This window comes from Maribacter vaceletii (assembly GCF_003634105.1).
Taxonomy (GTDB): domain Bacteria; phylum Bacteroidota; class Bacteroidia; order Flavobacteriales; family Flavobacteriaceae; genus Maribacter_B; species Maribacter_B vaceletii.
Map to the genome: position 1 here is coordinate 178,700 of NZ_RBIQ01000010.1, position 20,051 is coordinate 198,750.

Sequence of the window (20,051 nt, forward strand, 5' to 3'; positions counted from 1 at the left end):
ATTATGTTATTATTATTTGTTTATTACTATTCTAGACAATTTGTTGTTTTCTTCTTTTATTCTTTGCTTTTGCGCCTCACTTAACCCTTGTTTATAGTGAAGTTCAGAACCATAAAGCGTATAGTGTTGTTTCATATGAGGGTCATGTAAATCAAGACTTAAATCACAATCAAATCGTGTTAATATAGATAAGTTGTTTTTAGTTTTATCTGATCCTTCCTTTATAAAATGTGAAATTCCCCATGTAATACCTCTTCCATCTTTAGTATCCGTAAAGGCATCTGCCACATAAGGACCTGCTGCTAATGGTAGTAATTCTACGTTAGAGGCCACTTCAAAATTCACCCAATCTTTTGCATATTGAATGGTATTATGTTCTTGTCCATCACGTTGAATAATGGCAGCTACCCCCTCTCTAAATGGGAATAAGGTAGTTTCATGACCAGAATTAATTAACGGGTTTAAAGGGTGCTTTTTGAACGGTCCTAATGGGTTATCTGCAATTGCCACCCCTTGCATTAATACTTTTGTTGGTAGCATTTCCGTTTTTTTATCAAAACCAGACTTGTAGTAAATGTAAATTTTACCATCATGAACTAACGGGTATGGATCATGAATTTGAAATTGGTCCCAAGAACCTTCAGACCCATTTGGAATTACAATTTTTCCTGTATGCGTCCATGGTCCATCAGGAGAATCTGAATAGGCTACAGACACTGGGCAAAAATCGCCACGTAACCCACTAGCTTCCATAAATGCTTGGAAGTATAAATAGTATTTGCCTTTCCACTTTAAAATATCTGTTGTTGTAACTGAACGCCAACCTGCTTGTGGTTTTGGAGGACGTGCTACAGCTACACCTTGTTCTTCCCATGTAAATCCATCTTTTGAAGTAGCGTAATATATATCCGCCAAATCCCAATCTGCTGAAGGAATGACATCTGTGGCTTCTTTTGCTCTACTCATTCCTACTGGTACAGGAGATTTACGATGTGTGTACCACACATAATACTTTCCATTTTCAAAGATGACTTTAGAAGGGTCACGGCGTGATATAGTGCCATTATATCCGTTATAGTCAAAACCTTTTAGTTTGGTGTATTTAAACTGTGTATAAAGCTCATTTTGCTCTGGTCTCAAGGTTCCATACTTGTCATAGCCACGAGCAACTGCTGCGCTTAAAGGCCAGCTCGGCTTTTCCGAAGGAATTAAAAAAGGGAAATCTTTTTGTTCTTTTTCTTCTGATTTAGATTCTGTGGAATTACAAGCGGTAAAAACTACTGCTGCTATTACTGATAAGAATAGATATTTAATTTTCATAAGTGGTTTGCTTTAAAATTCAAAACTTAGATCAATTATAATTGGGGCATCATCATTCCCAAAAATCATTTCTTCATTACTAGTTGGCCCCATTTCTCCAATTTCCTTGAATTTGGACCCAATAGGTGAAATGTTTTTCACAAAAGAGATATCTCCACTAGGCCATTTGGTATCATCAGACCCTCTTAATGCCTCTGTGGGTTTATCCGGCGTAAGCATGCGTAAAAAAGTATGCGCGTTATGGTTATACACGCTAAAACCATTGTTATTGTTACCACGAACTTTTGCCCAATATAAACTTGAAAAATATCCTTTAAACTCTGGATAAACATATCCAGACTGTCCTGTAATTGTATTGTTATAATCGTTTTCCCAGACCTTCAGTTTTGTTCCTTTCATTCGGTTACGCCAAACTCTATACGGTCCATCACCTAACCATTTCATTCCTGCAACTTCCTTTTCAGGGAAAGAAAATGTAATGCCTTTAAATCCTTTTGTTTTTCTAGTACTATGTATGCTAACATTTAAATCTACCAGTCCGTTAGAATGAACAGTCCATTTAAAAAACTCCTGAATCATTTCATCATTATCTTCCCAATCCCAGTATTTTCTTTTAGCTTTCATAAGCGCCTTTATTTCAACCTTATCTTTTGAATTTGTCACAAAAACGTTATCTATTTCGTTTTTACTATCTAAAAGAACAGGACCATTTGACAGAGGGATTAAAACTCCATTTTTAACAACCTTTTCAATTAAACCTGTTTTAGCAGAAAACGTTAGGTCTAGTTCTTTTACTGAAATTTCAATTTTTGAATCATTCGTTTTAGTAACTATTTTTCCGTTTCCTGAATAACTTACTTTATCTTTATTATAACTCTTCGGAAGTTTAATCGGGTAAGACCATGTAAATATTTCCATGCCGTGTTGGTCTGTAGCTGTTAAATAAAGCGCATCTGCATTGGTCCAGTTTTGCGGTAAATTAACTTTGAATTTTCCTTTTTGTTCTGGAGCAATTGAAGGTAGTTTCATAGTACTTTCTGAAATTACTTGTTCATTAGCAGAACCATTAGGGCCATCAAAATTTACCCATTTAGCTTGCATTGTACAAGCATCTAAATTTGTAAAATGGTAACGATTTTCAACTCTAAACACACCATTAAAACCTTCTCTTATATATCTATCTTCAATGTGAATTGGAGACCAAACTTCTTTAATTGTAAAATAGCTTCCTTCTTTTTCACCGTAAGGGCCTACAATACCATCTGGCGCATGATTACCATCTGCATCTAACTCTCTGTTTTTATCCGTTCTAACCACAGCTTCATCTGCAAAATCCCATAGAAAACCGCCTGCAGATAATGGCATTGGATACATAACTTTCCAATAATCATCTAAACCTGCTCCATGACCTCCATCATACAAACCATGCATAAATTCAGTAGGGAATGAAATTTTATCTTTAACATAACCATCGTAAGCTAAACCATGATAATGCACATAGTGATAGGTGTTTGTTTTCCTAAATATTCCCCAAGGATGAATTACTTCTCTCTTTTGAATATCCCACTTTGCGTAATCATCATTTAATTCATTATTCCAACCCGTTTCATTTCCATTTGCCCAAAGTAAAATAGATGGATGATTCACATCTCTAACTACAGTTTCTTCAATTAACTTTCTTCCAATTTTGGTGTCTAAATATGGTGTATGCCACGTACAAACTTCATCTATCACAAATAAACCTAAGGAATCACAAGCTTCTAAAAAGTGAACATCTGGCGGATAATGAGACATACGAACTGCGTTCATATTCATATCTTTCATCATTTTAATATGCTCAATACTCAATGCTTTTGAAGTAGTTCTTCCAGATTCTGGATGAAAAGAATGACGGTTTACGCCTTTAAATTTAATACGTTGGTTATTTACATAAATTCCATCTCCTTCACGAACTTCAACAGTTCTAAATCCTATTTTTTGAAAGTATGTATGTAATGTATTTTCCTTTTTATCTAATAAACTTATTTCAAGTTGATACATTTTAGGGTTCTCCGGATTCCAGGTTTTTATATTGGATGCTTTACCTGTAAACGTCCATTTCTCTTCTTTCTTTTCAGTATTAAAATTTGAAAGGTTCTGAACAAAATTTCCTTTAGCATCAAGCAATTTCACTTGAACAGCACTTGCTTTTTTAGAGGTTGTAAAAACATCTGCAATAATATCTCCACTGGCTCGTGCATCTACTGCAACACGCTCTATAAACTGTTTTGGTAAAATTTCTAAATATACAGGGCGATAAATACCTCCAAAAATCCAGAAATCTGTATTTCGTTCTGCACTGTTTATAGATTTATTAGAAGACATTTTATTCACCTTAACCTCTAATAAGTTTCCAGCTCCGTATTTAAGAAGTTTAGAAATAGCATATTTAAATTCGTAAAAAGCGCCTTGGTGAATTTCTCCTGCCAACTTCCCATTGATTTTCACCTCACAATCGGTCATAACACCTTCAAACACAATTTTCACTTCGTTGTCTTTCCAATTCGCTGGCACATTAAATTTGTGCTTATACAAACCATGCTCGTCGTGATATTCTTTTTTTGCTTTGTAATCTCGACCGTAATTATAGTTTCCAAACCCTTGTAATTCCCAACAAGAAGGCACTCCTATTTTTGTCCATTTTTTACTATTCATTCCATCCGAACAATAAAAATCCCATTCTACAGTATTGTCTTTATCTGTACCAGATAAGTATTGAATTTGTGTTTGATTTTGAGCACGCAACATCCCGAAACAAGACAGAAAGAATACGACTAAAAATATTGATTTAGTAATTATTTTCATTTGCTGTTTTACTAAAATTGAAAGGTTAAATCTATCTCTATTAAATCATCATCATTTCCAAAATAATGCTCTTTGTTTCCTTGAGGCCCTGTACTTTCTGGGTATTGAAATTTAGTGCCAATACCTGGAACATTCATCACAAACGATATATCTCCTTTAGGAAATTTAGGAATAACTTTCTCCCTTTTATTATCTGCTGGTGCATCTGGTGTTAGCATTCTTAAATACGTATGTGGTGTTTTACAATACACGATAAAGCCATTATTATTCTTACCCTTTAGTTCTGACCAATATAAACTTGAAAAGAAACCTTTAAATTCTGGGTAAACAAACCCAGATTCCCCAGTAATTGTGTTGTTATAATCGTTCTCCCAAACTTGAAATTTGGTGCCTTTCATTCTATTTCTCCAAACGCGATATGGACCATCCCCTAGCCATTTCATACCTTCAACTTCTTCCTCTGGAAAAGAAAATGTAATACCTCTAAATCCTTTTAAATTTCTATAGCCCTTAAACTTGACTTGTAAATCAATTAACCCATTAGCGTGTATTGTCCATTTTATAATGTCTGAAGCATACTCTTTAATCGTAGACCACCCTGGAGACTTATCTGTTTTCTCGTAAACAACTTCTATTTGAACATTATTATTGGTAGAAGTAATTTTTACATCCTCTACTTTATTATTCTGATTTAATATAATTGGCCCATTATTTAAAGGAATAATAGTATTTTCCTTTTTCACCTCTTTTAAAATACCTGTTTCTTTAGAAAAAAGATACGTAATATCATTAGTTTCTACCTTAATATCTTTATCCTTAGTTTCTACCTTTACTTTTCCATTACCAGAATAATCAATTATAGAATTATTTATTTTTTTTGGTCTAGAAACTGGATAACTCCAAGTAAAAATCTCTTTTCCGTATTGATCTATTGCCGTTAAATGGAACGCATCAGCAGATTGCCAATTTTCTGGCTTATCAACTGTGAACTTACCTTTAGACGATGGTGCTAAGTTTGGTAATTTTACTTCACTCTCACTTAAAACAGTAGCATTCTTTTTACCGTTTGGACTGCTGAACTTTAACCATTTGGCTTTCATAGACACCTTATCTAAATTGGTGTAATGATAGCGGTTCTCTAATCGGAATATTCCATTAAAATCTTTATTTATAAAACGGTCTTCTATATAAATTGGAGACCATATTTCTTTAATTGTAAAAAAACTAGCCTCTTTTTCGCCATAAGGCCCAACAATACCATCTGCGGCTTTATTACCTTGTAAATCAAGTTCATTATTTCTATCGGTACGCTCAATACCTTCATCTGCAAAATCCCATAAAAAACCACCTGCACTTAAAGGTAAATTCCACATAATATTCCAATAATCATCTAATCCAGCACCGTGACCACCATCATATAAGCCATGTAAAAACTCGGTTGGGAACAAGATTTTTTCTTTGGAATACGAATCATTTATTAAAGAATGGTAATGACTGTAATGTATGGTGTTCGTTTTATTAAAAATACTCCATGGATGAATAACTTCACGATTTTGAATATCCCATTTAGTATAATCTCCATCTACTTCTGGGTTCCAACCTTGTTCATTACCATTGGCCCAAAGTATAATTGAAGGATGATTAACATCTCTAACAACGGTTTCTTTAATAATTTTACGAGCAACCTTAGTATCTAACATAGGGTTATGCCAAGTACAAATCTCATCAATAACAAATAACCCTAATGAATCGCAAACCTCTAAAAAGTGAACATCTGGTGGGTAATGCGACATACGAACCGCATTCATATTCATATCCTTCATTTGTTGCGCTTGCTCTATACTCCATGCTTTTGAAGTAGTACGCCCAGATTTTGGATGAAAAGAATGTCTATTTACACCTTTAAACTTAATGCGTTCACCATTTACATAAATACCATCACCTTCTAAAATTTCAACAGTTCTAAATCCAATACGTTTATTGATGCTATGCAGAATAGCATTCTTTTTATTTAGAATTTGAATAGTTAAAGTATATAAATTAGGGAACTCAGGGTTCCAAGTTTTTATATTGTTTGCTTTAGTAGATACATTCCATTTACCATTAACTCTTGAGTTTTCTGTAACCGATAAATCTTGAATTTTATTCCCATTAGCATCAGACAAAATCATTTTTACTGAAGTTGCTTTTTTTGAGGTTGTAAAAACATCTGTATTAATAACACCATTTGCTTTAGCATCAATAGCAACACGTTCTATATTATTTTTAGGAGAAACTTCTAAATAAACAGGTCTGTAAATACCACCAAAAATCCAAAAATCGGCATCGCGTTCGGCATGGTTTATAGATTCGTTTGCCGAAACCTTATTTACTTTTACTTCTAGAAGATTTTCTTTGCCATAATTAAGTAATTTGCTAATAGCATATTTAAACTCGTAAAAAGAACCTTGGTGAATTTCTCCTGCTAATTTGCCATTTATTTTTACCTCAGCATCTGTCATTACGCCTTCAAAAACAATTTTTACATCGTTGTTTTTCCATTCTATAGGAGCATTAAACGTATGTTTGTATAAACCATATTCTTTGGCACGAGTTTTTACATCATCACTCCCATAATTATAAGCTCCAAAACCTTGTTGCTCCCAACAAGAAGGCACACCTATTTTGGTCCACTTTCCGCTTTTTCTACCTTCTGAAGCATAAAAATCCCATTCTACCAAGTTGTCTTTATCCTTACCAGATAAATAGTGTATTTCTGTCTTTGAATCTACTTGAGCAGTGCATATTCGTTGTACAAAAAGTACAGAAACAATTAATAATAATTTTATTTTTTGCATCTTATTGTTTAATTGAAGTTGAAATATTTTTTAGCATTGTAGTAACATATATTTTCTACCATGCTACCCAATAAATCCATGTCGTGATTTATTAATCCGTTTTCCACATCATTGCCTAGTAAATTACAAAGAATTCTTCTGAAATACTCGTGTCTAGGATATGATAAAAAACTTCTTGAATCCGTTAACATTCCAACAAAACGACTAAGAAGTCCCATATTAGATAAGCTGTTCATTTGCGCCTCCATACCAGTTTTTTGGTCTAAAAACCACCAACCTGAACCAAATTGCATTTTTCCAGCAACCGACCCGTCTTGAAAATTTCCAATCATCGTCGCTACTACATCATTATTAGCTGGATTCAAATTATAGATAATGGTTCTTGCCAATTTATCTTCACTATCTAAACGGTCTAAAAACTTAGACATGGCTGCGGCGCTGTTTACATCATGAATAGAATCAAAACCAGTATCTGGCCCTAGTTTAGACAATAATCTTGTATTATTATTTCTAATTGCACCATAATGAAATTGCTGAACCCACCCTTTTTTATGATCCATAATACCTAATTCGTACATCATGGCAGATTGAAACTTTCTAATTTCAACAGCAGTTAATTTATTACCAGAACGCACTTTTGAAAATATGATTTTTACCTCTTCTTCGGAATAGTCTCCAGCATAAAACTCCTCAATTCCATGGTCAGATAATTTACAGCCAATTTCTGCAAAGAAATCATGACGCTTATTTAAAGCCTTGTATAAATCTTCTAAAGTATTAATGCTTATTTCTGAAACTTCAGATAGTTTATCAATGTAATCATTATAACTTTCGGGATCATCAACTGCCATGGCTTTATCTGGTCGCCATGTAGCGTATACTTTTGTTTTACAATCGCTATTGGCAATTTGAATGTGATACTCTAAACTATCTATAGGGTCGTCTGTAGTACAAACTAACTCTACGTTCATCATTTGCATAAGCCCTTGTGGAGTAAATGCTTCTGTTTTTAATTTTTCATTGGCTAAATCCCAAACTTCTTTAGCGGTGTGTTCATTTAAAATACCCTCGTAACCGAAAAATGATTTCAACTCCATGTGCGTCCAATGATACAGAGGATTCCTTAGCGTATGAGGAACTGTCTTTGCCCACTCATAAAACTTTTCCCAATCTGTTTTATTACCAGTACAATACTCCTCAGAAACACCATTGGTGCGCATAGCTCTCCATTTATAATGGTCCCCATATAACCAAAGTTCCGTAAGGTTTTTAAAATTTTTATTCTCCGCTATTTGTTTAGGACTTAAATGGCAATGATAATCTATAATAGGCATTTTCTTTGCCGCATTATGAAACAGCTCCTTTGCTGTTTCTGTTTCTAAAATAAAATCCGAATCTAAAAATGCTTTCATAAAAAAATAAATTAATCCCTACAAAAAAGTATTCGGCTTAAAATTAAATACTTAACTTTATTTTTATAACTTTAACGCTACTTTAACGGTAGCTATAACGGTTAAAGTTTTGATGCAATAAACTAAAAATCAATATTTAACAATGGTACTTTCTAATATTCAAAAACAAAAGATAGTATCCAAAATAAGAAATAGTAATACTTTTAAAAATGCCCCAACAAGTAATGCTTTACTACAGTACTTACATGAAGCAACTCTTAAAGGAACTAATTTAAAAGAAGCTGTTATAGATATTGAGTTTTTTAGGAATAAGGAACCTACAGAAAAAAGTAACCCTAGAGTCAGGGTTAATGTATACAACCTAAGAAAAAAACTTACTAAATATTATGACTCTGAAGGCAAAGATGAAACATGGCAAGTACTTATTGATAAAGGGCAATACGAAATTCGTTTTATAAAAAAACCAGATGCAGTATCGTTATTTAAAAGAATAAGTTGGGCTAAAGCACTACCCTATGTAGGGTTATTAGTAGCTATTATGGCATTAATTTATACCAATACAGCCCCTAAAACTCCTAAAATTTGGAAATCTTTTATTTCTACAAAAGTCCCAACAAACCTATTTATAGGAGATCATTTTGGTATTTCTGGCAAAACAATAACCGGAAATACAGGATGGACTAGGGATTTTCAAATTAATAACATTAATGAATTTTACCTTTATGTAGACAAAAATCCGGAACTTAAAAACACAATTAAACCCGCCAACTATACCTATACTACAAGAATGGGAGCTCTGGCAACACAACAGTTTCAAAGACTATATCAATATTATAACAAAAACATACTTATTAAATTTTCCACATTAACCTCTATATCTGATATAAAAGAAGGCAATGCTATTTACGCTGGCCCTATTAAGAATAAAAACAAGTTTACTCACTTTCTGAATGAAGCAAATCCACATATAAAAATCTCCGAATACAGTCTTCATATCTCCAATCACCCTACTATAAAAGACACTACACTAAATTTAAAATCTTCTATGGTAGACGAAGAATATGCTATAGTTTCTAAATATCCAAGCATAGGAGATACAGAACATTTTGTTTTCTTCTCTGAGCATGATATTGGAGTTAGTGCCACTGCAGAATATTTTACAAACATGGACAGTTTACAATCTTTTACGAATACTTATTTAAAAGACAAAAATTACTTTACTGCCGTATTTAAAGTAAAAGGACAAAATAGAACAAACACAGATATTAAATTAGAAAGAGTAATTGGTTTTTAAAAAAGGCCTCAATAAAAGACCTTTTATCAAATTAACAAAAAATAGTTAATTCTTTTATTCCATATAGCCAACATACTTTAACGCATTAGATATTAGCTTTTTATAAGAATAATTTTCAAAAGCTTTTTTAGAATATCCGGGCATTATATAAACTATCTTAGATTTATTATATTTTTGAGTCCAAGCAATAGGAGCTATATCGGTATTATCTGAATCAAGTAAAACATGTACTCCCGGCTCCATATGAATTTTACCATAAAAAACATCGGTCATAGTAAAATCCTTTATCCCTTTTGTTACTGGATGCTTTTTGTCTGATACCTTAACGTCTACCTTTAAGTCTATAAAATAAGTGGAAACTTTACTCTTATCTTTGGTATGGCTTCCTAAAAACCACTTACCGCCTATTATTTCATGATATTTATTCCAGTTAGGCTGAGAAGATAATGTAAAATGAAGAAAAACCATGCCAATACCCTCATTAGTTAATTCTACATATTTCTTTTTTGTCTTCTCAGATTCCTCATAATATTTATTCTGATTTAGGAATAAAATAGCAGTATATTTTTCTTTAATCTTATCTAGTTTCATTGCTTTAAAATGTGCATCTAACACTAAATCTACATGGACACCTTCTAGGCTATTACACATGTTTTCAAAATCTGGTGTGTCATAAGGATGACCCCCGCGAACTACCAATACGGAAGTTTTCTTATTTTCTTGACTGTTAGATACTTGAGCTATAAAAAGAAATAAAAATATTGGAATAAAACCAATTATTTTTCTTAATGTATTACTATTTAAATACGAACATAATTTTTTATAAAACATAATAATAAAATTTATTTAATATAATTTTTCGATAAATAAAAGATAAACTAGTGGCTATTCTTTGGTTTTTTTGCGATTATAAAGTTTTCCCATATATATACCTACACCTGCCCATATAGCTGCTATTCCTGCTCCAATAACACCAACTGCAGCAAATCCTAACCCAAGACCTTCTGTTAAGCCTGTAAATATCCAAGCAGTTACCGTATCTCCTCCTCTATAAACCACAACGTCTATTACTGGTTTAGCCTTAAATCTAGTTTCCTTATCTACCTCTGTAAAAAGCATTTCTCTAGCAGGCTTTGTAATAGCATAATTGCCTGCTCTACGGCCAACTTGAAGTGCCAATAAAACTACTATGATTGGAGCAAAAGCTAATACTAAAATACCTGCGCATACAATTAATGGCATAATAGCTAAAGTATACCCCATACCAATATTTTTTACAATTCTTGAAGTTGCAAAAAATGCTATCCCAAATGTTAAAACATTTACAATCCAATCTATACTTCCTAAAATTTGTGTTCGGGTTGCTCTATCATATTCTGCCAGTAAATTTTTTTGCTCAAAATATACAAAGGTGCTTATCATGGTATAAAGCAAAATAAATACTCCAATAGCTAATAAATATGGATTGGTTACAAAAGACTTAAAACCTGCAAATGGGTTTCCTCCTATTTTATACTTACCCATATCTGTAGTAGTATCTTCATTTTTAAATACCTCTACCTTAATTTTAGACAAGTATACTATTATTGGAATAGCAAATAGAAGTAATACAGATGCTACTAACACCAAATTATCTGTTCCTGATATTCCTGCAAATATGGTAGGTATCATTGGCCCTATTAAAGCTCCTGCACTTGCCCCTGTTGCTATAGTAGCAAAAAGACGTCTGGCTTGATCTTTATTAAATAAATCAGACATAAAACTCCAAAAAACAGAAAGATGAAACATTCCAAACACACTTATCCATATATAGAAAGATTTTTCAATAAGCACCCTATCTGTTATAGTAGACATGAAAAAATAAAAAAGAACAAAAGAAATTGCAAAAAAAGCATAAACTCCAGGTACAAGACTTTTAAACTTTATCTTTGAAACAGCTAAACCATAAAGCGCTACTACACCTGTACTTATAAAAAAGTTTAGTGTCCATAGTTGACTAACTTCTGCATCAGTCCAGTCACTTGCCATAGCATCCCTCACCGGTCTTAAAATATAATAAGCCAACATTAACACAAAAACAAGTAAAAAAGACAATGTTGTCGCCTTTATCTCGTGAGGCTCTATTTCAGAAGCTTTTTTTAATAATTTCTTTATCATTAGGTTGGTTTTTACTTAAAAAAAGGGTGTTAAATTCTAGCGTTCCATTAGAAACGTTTTTAAAATCCTAAATTTTCATATAATTAGAATAAGGTAGTTACCAAGACATTACTTTGCCTGTGTTATTAATAAAAGTTCCACTATTTTCTATAGTAAGGTTTGCTATTGTTTTATACATAATTGGAATAGCTTCGGATACAGATAATTTTCCGTATTGATTCATATCTGTTTTAACTCCTCCAGGAGTAATAGACACAACAATAATTTTACGGTCTTGCCATATAAAAGATAATTTTCTTGTTAGCATATTAACACCTGCTTTACTTACTCCATAAGCATCTATTTTACCTGTCATTCTTTTTGCATGTGTACCTATTGCACCGTGCCCTGAAGACAACTGAACCAATTTAGAACCCTCTGCTAAAAATGGAGAAATTGTTTGTGCAAAAAAAGCAGCACCCATAGTGTTTACTTTATAATTTGCGAGAAAAGACTTTGATGTCCATTCTCCAAATTTTTCTTCAACAGTAACTCCTGCATTACTAATAGCAACATCTATTTTAATCTTTTTCTTTTTTAACAACTCTCCCAACGCTAGCATATCTTCCTCATTGGTTACATCTAATTTTTGTATTAATAACTGTTTTTTATACTCCTTCTTAAGTGCAAGAAGATCGCTTGCCTTTTCTGGTTTACGTGTAGTTGCTATAACGGTATACCCTTCTTTTAAAAAATGCTTAACCCAACCAAGTCCCATACCTCTATTAGAACCAGTAACTATTGCAGTTTTTGTATTCATATTTAGTTTTGTATTTAAGGGTTCTTTTTTTAATTCTTTAAAAGTTCCAAAAGAACTGAAGCACAATATAATTACCATACTTGCCACACTTACTTTTAAATTTTGATGCATAATTTTTAACATAACCTGGTTTTTTTATAGTTACTATTTTTATTATAAATGAATGAGTAAAAAGCTAATGCTCAAAAATCATTTTTGAGACATAGTAAACTAAGAGTAATAACTTTGAAAAAAGCAAACACTTTAAAAAAGTAACAAACACATAGTTAAAGCTCTCAGAATTATGCCAAATATGTTTGATAAATACTAATAAATCTAAAATTAGATATAGTTACACACTAGACTTTTAAATAAAGGCAATAGATTAGATATAGACAAAACAAAAAAAATACAACCTAAAATACTGATAATCATAATTTTAATAAAATAAAAGAATGACATAATTTTTGATAATTAATTAATGATATGTATTTTTAATATTATTTCACTTACATTAAACTCATATAAAAATGAAAATAAAATACATCGTAATTCTATTATTTATCATTTTTACTATTAAAAATTCTAAGGCTCAGAATAAAAATATCTCTTTAGAAATAGATGGCACTTCTTTAAACTCAAAATTCACAAACTATGATAGTTTATTATACATTTATAATAAAGACAAATTAGAGGGTTTAAAAATTGGAGATACTACAAATGCTATTAATACCATTATTAAAGCTTCTAAAATACATACTACTACTGGTAATTACTCTAAAGCTTATGATGGCTATTGGGAAGCCTTAATATACTCTAATGCCATATCAGATAGTGTTCATAAAATTACCATCTATAGAAAATTAGGGCTACTATATAGTATTTTTAGAAGAGGTGAAAAAGCAGAAAAATATTTTAATTTATCGTTAAAAACAGCAAAAAGCAAATCAAAAGACTCCATAAAAAAATACAAAGCTTTAAATGACACATATTACATTATGTCTAGTCATAATAGAGAACAAGGCAACTACGGATTAGCAAAAAAGTATTTAGATAGCTGCCGTATTATGTATAATAAAATTTCTAAAAAAACATATCAATTTCTTAATGCGGAACAAGCATACATTTATTATCATGAAGGAAAATATGATTTAGCAATTAATTTATTATTACCAAGTGAAAGTTATTTTAAATCTAATTTTCCAGAATACCAAGTTATATATTATTCTTTTTTAGGAGACATCTATGTTAAAAAAGATCAGTATAACAAAGGAGAGTATTATTATTTAAAATCCCTTTATTTTTCAAAAAAATACCAGAGTCATTCTAATTATATTCCCAATTTATATCAGAAATTGGGAGATTTATATTTAAAAATAAATAAAAAAGATTTAGCCTATAAAAACCTACAATTATCTAAAAATTTAACCGAACAATTGTTTGGAGCAAGAAGTTTTAGTAATACTGATATCTTAGAAATTAAAGATGCTCACCGTATTGAAAATGAAAAACAAAAACAAAAACTAGAAGTAGCAAGAGTAAACAAGCTTGAACAACAACAAAAAATACTTTTTTTTAGAAATATAGCATTAATTGTATCTATACTATCCTTACTTATTATTTCTGGAGTTATTATTTGGTATTTACACAAAAGAAGAAAATCTGAAAAAATTGATTATTTAAATAAGCAACAATTAAGCAGGGAAAAAAACGAAGAGATTTTAGCTTTTAAGAATAGAGAACTAACAAGTTCTGCTCTTCAATTAGTACAAAAAGATGAACTTATCCTTGAAATAAAGAACTCTTTAGGAAAACTAAACCCCAGTAACAAAAGAGAAATAAACAAAATACTAACAAAAATAAAAATTAACAAAAACCTAGACTGGAAAGAGTTTAATGCTCGTTTTATCTCTGTTAATAAAGTTTTTTACAGAAAACTAACCGAAACCTTTCCTGAATTAACACAGCGTGATCATAGATTGTGTGCACTAATAAAACTTAAATTCTCTAGTAAAGAAATTTCTCATTTTTTAGGGATTTCTATGGAAAGCGTAAACACCTCTCGCTATAGGCTTAGAAAAAAAATGAATCTAGAAAAATCTGTAAACTTATCTGAATTTATTGGGAGGCTATAAATTTACCTTACTTGTTTTTTCTAAAATCTGTTTTAAAATATACGGCTAACTGTATACGGTCATAATTACTTTTTTTAAAGGTATTTTTCATGTACCCAACATCTACTTTTACACTCTTTGTTAAATTATATCCCAACCCAATAAAAAATCTATTTTGATTAAAGTGCGGTGCTTTTAGGTTTACAAAATATTCATTAGATATTTTAAAGTAAAAAGAATTTTCTAAAGGAATTTTTGCTTGCAACCTATATCTAATTCTATTATTTACAAGGTTCTCCCCTACTTTATCTATCCAACGAGATTCTAATCGTATTCTATTAGAAATTAATGTGTTTTTATATTTTGATTTAAATACTAATTCTTCATAAACCCAAAACTGCTTGGTATGCCCCCCAAATTCATTACCTATATATGCTTCAGAATCTAAATATGCTACTCCTACTGTAGTTAGGAAATTCTTTTTTACCGCATAGGTTAATCCTGTCCTAAAAAAAGCAAACTCATAATTACTAATAAGCTTATAATGTCTTAAAATACTCAAAGTTGGAATACTAAATTTATTAGATATTTTATTACTTCCAGAAAGTATAAACCAAGACCCTAACAAGTCTTCTTGATCCTGTGCATAATTAAAAAAGGAAACAAGTAGTAATAGTATTGTTACACCCTTTTTAAAAGTTTTATTTAATCTGTTGTAATCTGCTCTTTTTCTAAATTTTATCATTACAAAAACTCTTCTTTAGAATCAAGCACAAATTTTTAAAATATGTACTCATCAAAACATGACATATGACATGTTTAGAATTTGTAGTATATAAAATTTAGGTTAACATAAAGTTAAAAATCATACATCTAACAGGTTTAAAATGAGAACATGACATATATCACATTTTAAAAAAAGAATGCAATTTACTTTTGAATAGAATATTTAAATAAACCTAAAAACAAAGTTATCATGAACACAATATCTAAAATATTAGTACCCTATGATTATTCTACAAGTGCAGATAAAGCTTTGGACTATGCAGTACAATTTGTAGCAGATGAAAAGATTAATATAAACCTCATCCATGTATCTAATAATGCAGATAATGATAAGATGCGTGACACTTATGAAAGTCTTTCCAAAAAATATGAAAACAAGCTTAAAATTCCAATGACATGGTCATTAGGTTGGGATGGTCCTGTTACAGATGTAATAATGGAAGCTCAAGAAGAAAAAAAATCTGATTTAATTATTATGGGTACTTCTGGGTGGTCCTTAAATAAGGATGTTTCTTTAACCTCCAAACTTGTTAAAGAATCTAAATATCCAATTTTAGTAGTTCCTGAAGATACTAAAAAGCAAGAAATAAAGAATATTAGTTTGGTTTTAGGAAAAAATGAAATTGATAAACCTACTGCTTTAAAAACCCTTTTAAGTATTTCTCAAAAGTTTAACGCTAAAGTTCATGTCTTAACTATTCAAAATGAACCAGGAACTTTTGGATATACAGAAAGTGATGAAAAAAATGAAAATACATTAATGTACTATCTAGAGAATTTTTATAGTGAACACACCTTTATAGAAAACCCAGATATAGTTGAAGGAATTTTTTCTTATGTCAATGAACATGATATAGATATGATTGCTATTCTACCTAGAAACCACACAAAAAAAGCTATTCCGTCTGATGGTTTGCTTACAAAGGAATTAGTATTAAAAGCTACAGTACCTGTGTTAACTATTGAATAATTAATTCTAAAAAAATAAAACCTTGCTAACCATAACTATAATCTTAAGTATTACCATACTACTTTTTATCTGGGGAAAATATCCGCCAGATGTTGTAGCCATTTTATCTATGCTTACTCTTTACTTATCTGGTGTCTTAAATTTAAAAGAGACTTTAAGTGGTTTTAGTAACCCTACAGTAATAATGATTGCTGCATTATTTATAATTGGTGAAGGCCTCTCCAGAACTGGCTGGACAGCTTTGGCAGGTAAAAAGTTTGTAGAATGGGCTGGAAACAGTATTCCTAAGTTACTAATCATTGTAACTATGGGCTCCAGTATACTTTCTGGATTTGTAAGTAATACTGGAACCGTAGCGGCCTTATTACCTGTAACTGTATCCGCGGCTTGGAACGCGGGTACATTACCTTCTAAACTATTAATGCCTATTGCTTTTGGTTCTAATACAGGAGGTTTACTAACCTTAACAGGAACACCACCAAATATTATAGCTAGTAATGCTTTGGTAGAAGCTGGTTTAGAAGGATTTTCTTTTTTCGAATTTGGTTTAATAGGAGTTCCTCTTTTAATTATTGCTCTACTTTATTTTAGATATATAGGCCATAGGCTTTTACCATCAAACAAAACAAAAGACCGTCCAATAGACATAGATTCTGAAATGCACAAGTGGGTTAAAGATTATAGTATTGGGGATAATATGTACCGTTTTCGTATTCGCTCTATGTCTCCTCTTATTAACACAAAAATTGAAGATTGGAATTTTGAGGAGAATTATAAAGTAACCATTATGCGTTTGCGCAGAAGACATCCTAATACGTTAAAAAGAGTTCCCGAATTTGTAGAGTTTCCTGAACCTAAGACCCAAATGCGTTATCATGATATAATAACCGTTAAAGGAAAAGCTAAGAATATTGACGCTATAATGCGTAAATATAAATTAGGAATTATTCCTTTTAAACATACAAATTCAGAATTAAAAGAAGAGCTCATTAATCAAGAAGTAGGCCTCTCGCAAATGCTTATCACTCCAAATTCTGCTTTTGTAGGACGTAAAGTTCCTTTAGGAAGCTATTTAGATAAAAATCGCATTCAACTTTTAGGCGTATCTCGTGATAATGCTCCACTAGTAGGTGAAGAAGTAACAATAAAACCAGGAGATGCTTTTATAATTAGAGGTTCTTGGGATGCTATAGAAGATTTACAGCAAGAATACGAACATGTTGTTATATCTGGTAACCCAGAAGCAATGGCAAAAAATGTAGATAAGCTTACTCTTAAATCCTATATAGCACTAAGTACCTTAATCTTAATGATTATACTATTAGTATTTAAAATTTTGCCTGGAGCAATTGCTGCACTAGTATGTGCTGGAATATTAATGCTCACTGGCTGTGTTCCTATTAACAAAGCATATAAAGGCATAAGCTGGACAAGTGTAGTTATGATTGCTGCAATGATTCCTATGGGAGTAGCATTACAAAAAACAGGTGTAGCGCAATGGGCTGCAAATAGTCTTGTAACAAACTTAGGAGCTATAAACCCTACCATGCTTTTAGGAGGCATTTTCTTATTAACAACTGCTTTTAGTCAAACTATAAATAATTCGGCTACTGCTGTTCTAATGGCTCCAATTGCTTTAATTGCCGCTACTACACTAGGGGTTTCCCCTAAACCATTTATGATTGTCGTAGCAGTATCAGCATCCACAGCATTTTTAACTCCTGTTGGCACTACAACCAATGCTATGGTTATGGCTGCTGGAGGTTACAAATTCCTAGATTATGTAAAAGTTGGAGCACCACTACTCTTTCTATTTTTTATTACAACAATATTTTTAGTGCCATTATTTTGGCCATTTTAATTAATAACTTAAAAATCAGGATATTATGGAAACAATGACAAAAAAACCTATTAACTCTAGCCTAGACAAGTATGGTATTAAAGATGCAAATGTTCACTGGAATTTAGATGCAGATACGCTCCAAAAAATAACTGTAGAAAAAGGGATGGGAACAGAGACTGAGAATGGTACTCTTTGTATAAATACTGGTAAATTTACTGGTAGGTCTCCGCAAGATCGCTTCATCGTAAAAGATGATTATACTAAAGATAAAGTGTTTTGGAACCGAACCAATAAAGGTATTAGTTCTGATAGCTTTAACCAATTATATAACGAAGTTGTAAACTACCTATCTAATAAAGAAATTTATATCCATGACGGTTATGTTTGTGCTGACCCTGAATATCGTTTAAATGTTAGGACTATAGCAGAATATCCATGGTCTAACTACTTTGTAAATAATATGTTCTTAAGGCTAAAAGATTCTGAGTATGCAGATTTTTCTGAAGACTGGTTAGTATTATGTGCACCAGGTTATGAAACACCAAATGCTGAAGCTCTAGGAATACGTCAAGGAAACTTCTCTATTTTAGACTTTACAAGAAAAGTTGCACTAGTAGGTGGTTCTGCTTACGCTGGAGAAATGAAAAAAGGAATTTTTAGTGCGCTTAACCTTATTTTACCTGTAGAAAAAAATGTTTTACCTATGCACTGCTCTGCTAATGTAGGTGAAGATGGTGAAACTGCTATTTTCTTTGGGCTTTCTGGTACAGGAAAAACTACATTATCTGCAGATCCAAATCGCAAACTAATTGGAGATGATGAACATGGTTGGACTGCTGAGAATACAATTTTTAATTTTGAAGGTGGCTGCTATGCTAAAGTTGTAGATTTAACAGAAGAAAAAGAACCAGACATTTTTCGTGCAATTCGCCCAGGAGCTATGCTAGAAAACGTTGTTTTTAAAAAAGGAACTAAAGAGGTAGACTATGCAGATACTTCTATTACACAAAATACAAGAGTTAGTTATCCTATACATCATATAGATAACATTATGCAACCTTCATTTGCTAAAAATCCTAAAAATATTTTCTTTTTAACTTGTGATGCTTTTGGTGTTTTACCTCCAATATCTAAACTTACACCAGGACAAGCTGCGTATCATTTTATATCTGGATACACGGCTAAAGTTGCTGGTACAGAAGCTGGTATTACAGAACCAGTGCCATCTTTTTCTGCTTGTTTTGGGGAACCTTTTATGCCATTACACCCTACAGTATATGCAGAGATGTTAAGTAAAAAAATGACCGAAGCTGGCGTAAATGTGTGGCTAGTAAATACTGGTTGGAGCGGCGGACCTTATGGTGTAGGCTCAAGAATAAAGTTACGCTATACAAGAACTATGATTACAGAGGCTATGAAAGGAGCTCTTAATGATGTAGATTATGAACAGCATCCTGTGTTTGGGCTTCATATGCCAAAATATATACACGATGTACCTTCAGAAATACTAGACCCAATGAACACTTGGTTACAAAAAGGTGCATATGTTAGTAAAGCAATACAACTAGCACACTCTTTTCATTTAAATTTTGATAAATTTATAGATCAAGCTTCTAATGAGATTATGCATGGTGGGCCGTTAATTGACACTCATCAAGGTTTAGCTCACTTATAATTATAAACAAAAAACTATCAC

Annotated in this window: 13 protein-coding genes; 5 read left to right on the forward strand and 8 right to left on the reverse strand. The window is 31.8% G+C overall.

Going from position 1 to position 20,051, the window contains the following annotated elements; translation table 11 throughout:
* Nucleotides 1-12: 12 nt before the first annotated feature.
* The 4 genes from CLV91_RS13755 to uxaC are packed head-to-tail and all read right to left on the reverse strand — an operon-like array spanning nucleotide 13 to nucleotide 8,413.
* The gene (locus CLV91_RS13755; RefSeq protein ID WP_121068797.1) at nucleotides 13-1,320 is read right to left on the reverse strand and encodes a glycoside hydrolase family 117 protein; all 1,308 of its coding nucleotides are present in this window, start codon (nucleotides 1,318-1,320) and stop codon (nucleotides 13-15) included.
* 12 nt (nucleotides 1,321-1,332) lie between these two features.
* On the reverse strand, nucleotides 1,333-4,164 hold the full coding sequence (locus tag CLV91_RS13760) for a glycoside hydrolase family 2 protein (protein WP_121068798.1): 2,832 nt from the start codon (nucleotides 4,162-4,164) through the stop codon (nucleotides 1,333-1,335).
* 11 nt (nucleotides 4,165-4,175) lie between these two features.
* A complete protein-coding gene (locus CLV91_RS13765) occupies nucleotides 4,176-7,001 on the reverse strand; it encodes a glycoside hydrolase family 2 TIM barrel-domain containing protein (protein ID WP_121068799.1) in 2,826 nt (941 codons plus the stop codon).
* 8 nt (nucleotides 7,002-7,009) lie between these two features.
* On the reverse strand, nucleotides 7,010-8,413 hold the full coding sequence (uxaC, locus tag CLV91_RS13770) for a glucuronate isomerase (RefSeq protein ID WP_121068800.1): 1,404 nt from the start codon (nucleotides 8,411-8,413) through the stop codon (nucleotides 7,010-7,012).
* Nucleotides 8,414-8,555: 142 nt separating this feature from the next.
* On the opposite strand from uxaC, the gene CLV91_RS13775 reads away from it, so the two are divergent.
* A complete protein-coding gene (locus CLV91_RS13775; RefSeq protein ID WP_121068801.1) occupies nucleotides 8,556-9,707 on the forward strand; it encodes a helix-turn-helix domain-containing protein in 1,152 nt (383 codons plus the stop codon).
* Nucleotides 9,708-9,761: 54 nt separating this feature from the next.
* On the opposite strand, the gene CLV91_RS13780 is transcribed toward CLV91_RS13775, so the two are convergent.
* The 3 genes from CLV91_RS13780 to CLV91_RS13790 all read right to left on the reverse strand — a co-directional run bounded on the left by CLV91_RS13780 (nucleotide 9,762) and on the right by CLV91_RS13790 (nucleotide 12,786).
* A complete protein-coding gene (locus CLV91_RS13780; protein WP_121068802.1) occupies nucleotides 9,762-10,538 on the reverse strand; it encodes a ThuA domain-containing protein in 777 nt (258 codons plus the stop codon).
* Nucleotides 10,539-10,592: 54 nt separating this feature from the next.
* On the reverse strand, nucleotides 10,593-11,864 hold the full coding sequence (locus CLV91_RS13785; RefSeq protein ID WP_121068803.1) for an NTP/NDP exchange transporter: 1,272 nt from the start codon (nucleotides 11,862-11,864) through the stop codon (nucleotides 10,593-10,595).
* 97 nt (nucleotides 11,865-11,961) lie between these two features.
* Nucleotides 11,962-12,786, reverse strand: a complete 825-nt coding sequence (locus CLV91_RS13790; RefSeq protein WP_121068804.1) for an SDR family NAD(P)-dependent oxidoreductase — start codon at nucleotides 12,784-12,786, stop codon at nucleotides 11,962-11,964.
* A gap of 386 nt (nucleotides 12,787-13,172) precedes the next feature.
* On the opposite strand from CLV91_RS13790, the gene CLV91_RS13795 reads away from it, so the two are divergent.
* On the forward strand, nucleotides 13,173-14,777 hold the full coding sequence (locus CLV91_RS13795; RefSeq protein ID WP_121068805.1) for a helix-turn-helix domain-containing protein: 1,605 nt from the start codon (nucleotides 13,173-13,175) through the stop codon (nucleotides 14,775-14,777).
* 7 nt (nucleotides 14,778-14,784) lie between these two features.
* On the opposite strand, the gene CLV91_RS13800 is transcribed toward CLV91_RS13795, so the two are convergent.
* Nucleotides 14,785-15,501, reverse strand: coding sequence for a DUF2490 domain-containing protein (locus tag CLV91_RS13800; protein ID WP_121068806.1), 717 nt, complete (start codon nucleotides 15,499-15,501; stop codon nucleotides 14,785-14,787).
* 231 nt (nucleotides 15,502-15,732) lie between these two features.
* On the opposite strand from CLV91_RS13800, the gene CLV91_RS13805 reads away from it, so the two are divergent.
* Genes CLV91_RS13805 through pckA form a run of 3 tightly spaced genes read left to right on the forward strand, consistent with a single transcriptional unit; the run spans nucleotide 15,733 to nucleotide 20,030 of the window.
* Complete coding sequence (locus CLV91_RS13805) at nucleotides 15,733-16,512, forward strand: universal stress protein (RefSeq protein ID WP_121068807.1); 780 nt, start codon at nucleotides 15,733-15,735, stop codon at nucleotides 16,510-16,512.
* Between the two features lie 22 nt (nucleotides 16,513-16,534).
* Nucleotides 16,535-18,373: an SLC13 family permease gene (locus CLV91_RS13810; protein ID WP_121068808.1), complete on the forward strand. Its 1,839-nt coding sequence runs from the start codon at nucleotides 16,535-16,537 to the stop codon at nucleotides 18,371-18,373.
* Nucleotides 18,374-18,398: 25 nt separating this feature from the next.
* Complete coding sequence (gene pckA, locus CLV91_RS13815) at nucleotides 18,399-20,030, forward strand: phosphoenolpyruvate carboxykinase (ATP) (RefSeq protein WP_121068809.1); 1,632 nt, start codon at nucleotides 18,399-18,401, stop codon at nucleotides 20,028-20,030.
* Nucleotides 20,031-20,051 lie beyond the last annotated feature (21 nt).

What these genes read in the sequence shown, in the direction of transcription:
- CLV91_RS13755 (WP_121068797.1), bottom strand. Translation starts at nt 1,320, where the DNA reads ATGAAAATTAAATATCTATTCTTATCAGTAATAGCAGCAGTAGTTTTT.
- CLV91_RS13760 (WP_121068798.1), bottom strand. Translation starts at nt 4,164, where the DNA reads ATGAAAATAATTACTAAATCAATATTTTTAGTCGTATTCTTTCTGTCT.
- CLV91_RS13765 (WP_121068799.1), bottom strand. Translation starts at nt 7,001, where the DNA reads ATGCAAAAAATAAAATTATTATTAATTGTTTCTGTACTTTTTGTACAA.
- uxaC (WP_121068800.1), bottom strand. Translation starts at nt 8,413, where the DNA reads ATGAAAGCATTTTTAGATTCGGATTTTATTTTAGAAACAGAAACAGCA.
- CLV91_RS13775 (WP_121068801.1), top strand. Translation starts at nt 8,556, where the DNA reads ATGGTACTTTCTAATATTCAAAAACAAAAGATAGTATCCAAAATAAGA.
- CLV91_RS13780 (WP_121068802.1), bottom strand. Translation starts at nt 10,538, where the DNA reads ATGTTTTATAAAAAATTATGTTCGTATTTAAATAGTAATACATTAAGA.
- CLV91_RS13785 (WP_121068803.1), bottom strand. Translation starts at nt 11,864, where the DNA reads ATGATAAAGAAATTATTAAAAAAAGCTTCTGAAATAGAGCCTCACGAG.
- CLV91_RS13790 (WP_121068804.1), bottom strand. Translation starts at nt 12,786, where the DNA reads ATGTTAAAAATTATGCATCAAAATTTAAAAGTAAGTGTGGCAAGTATG.
- CLV91_RS13795 (WP_121068805.1), top strand. Translation starts at nt 13,173, where the DNA reads ATGAAAATAAAATACATCGTAATTCTATTATTTATCATTTTTACTATT.
- CLV91_RS13800 (WP_121068806.1), bottom strand. Translation starts at nt 15,501, where the DNA reads ATGATAAAATTTAGAAAAAGAGCAGATTACAACAGATTAAATAAAACT.
- CLV91_RS13805 (WP_121068807.1), top strand. Translation starts at nt 15,733, where the DNA reads ATGAACACAATATCTAAAATATTAGTACCCTATGATTATTCTACAAGT.
- pckA (WP_121068809.1), top strand. Translation starts at nt 18,399, where the DNA reads ATGGAAACAATGACAAAAAAACCTATTAACTCTAGCCTAGACAAGTAT.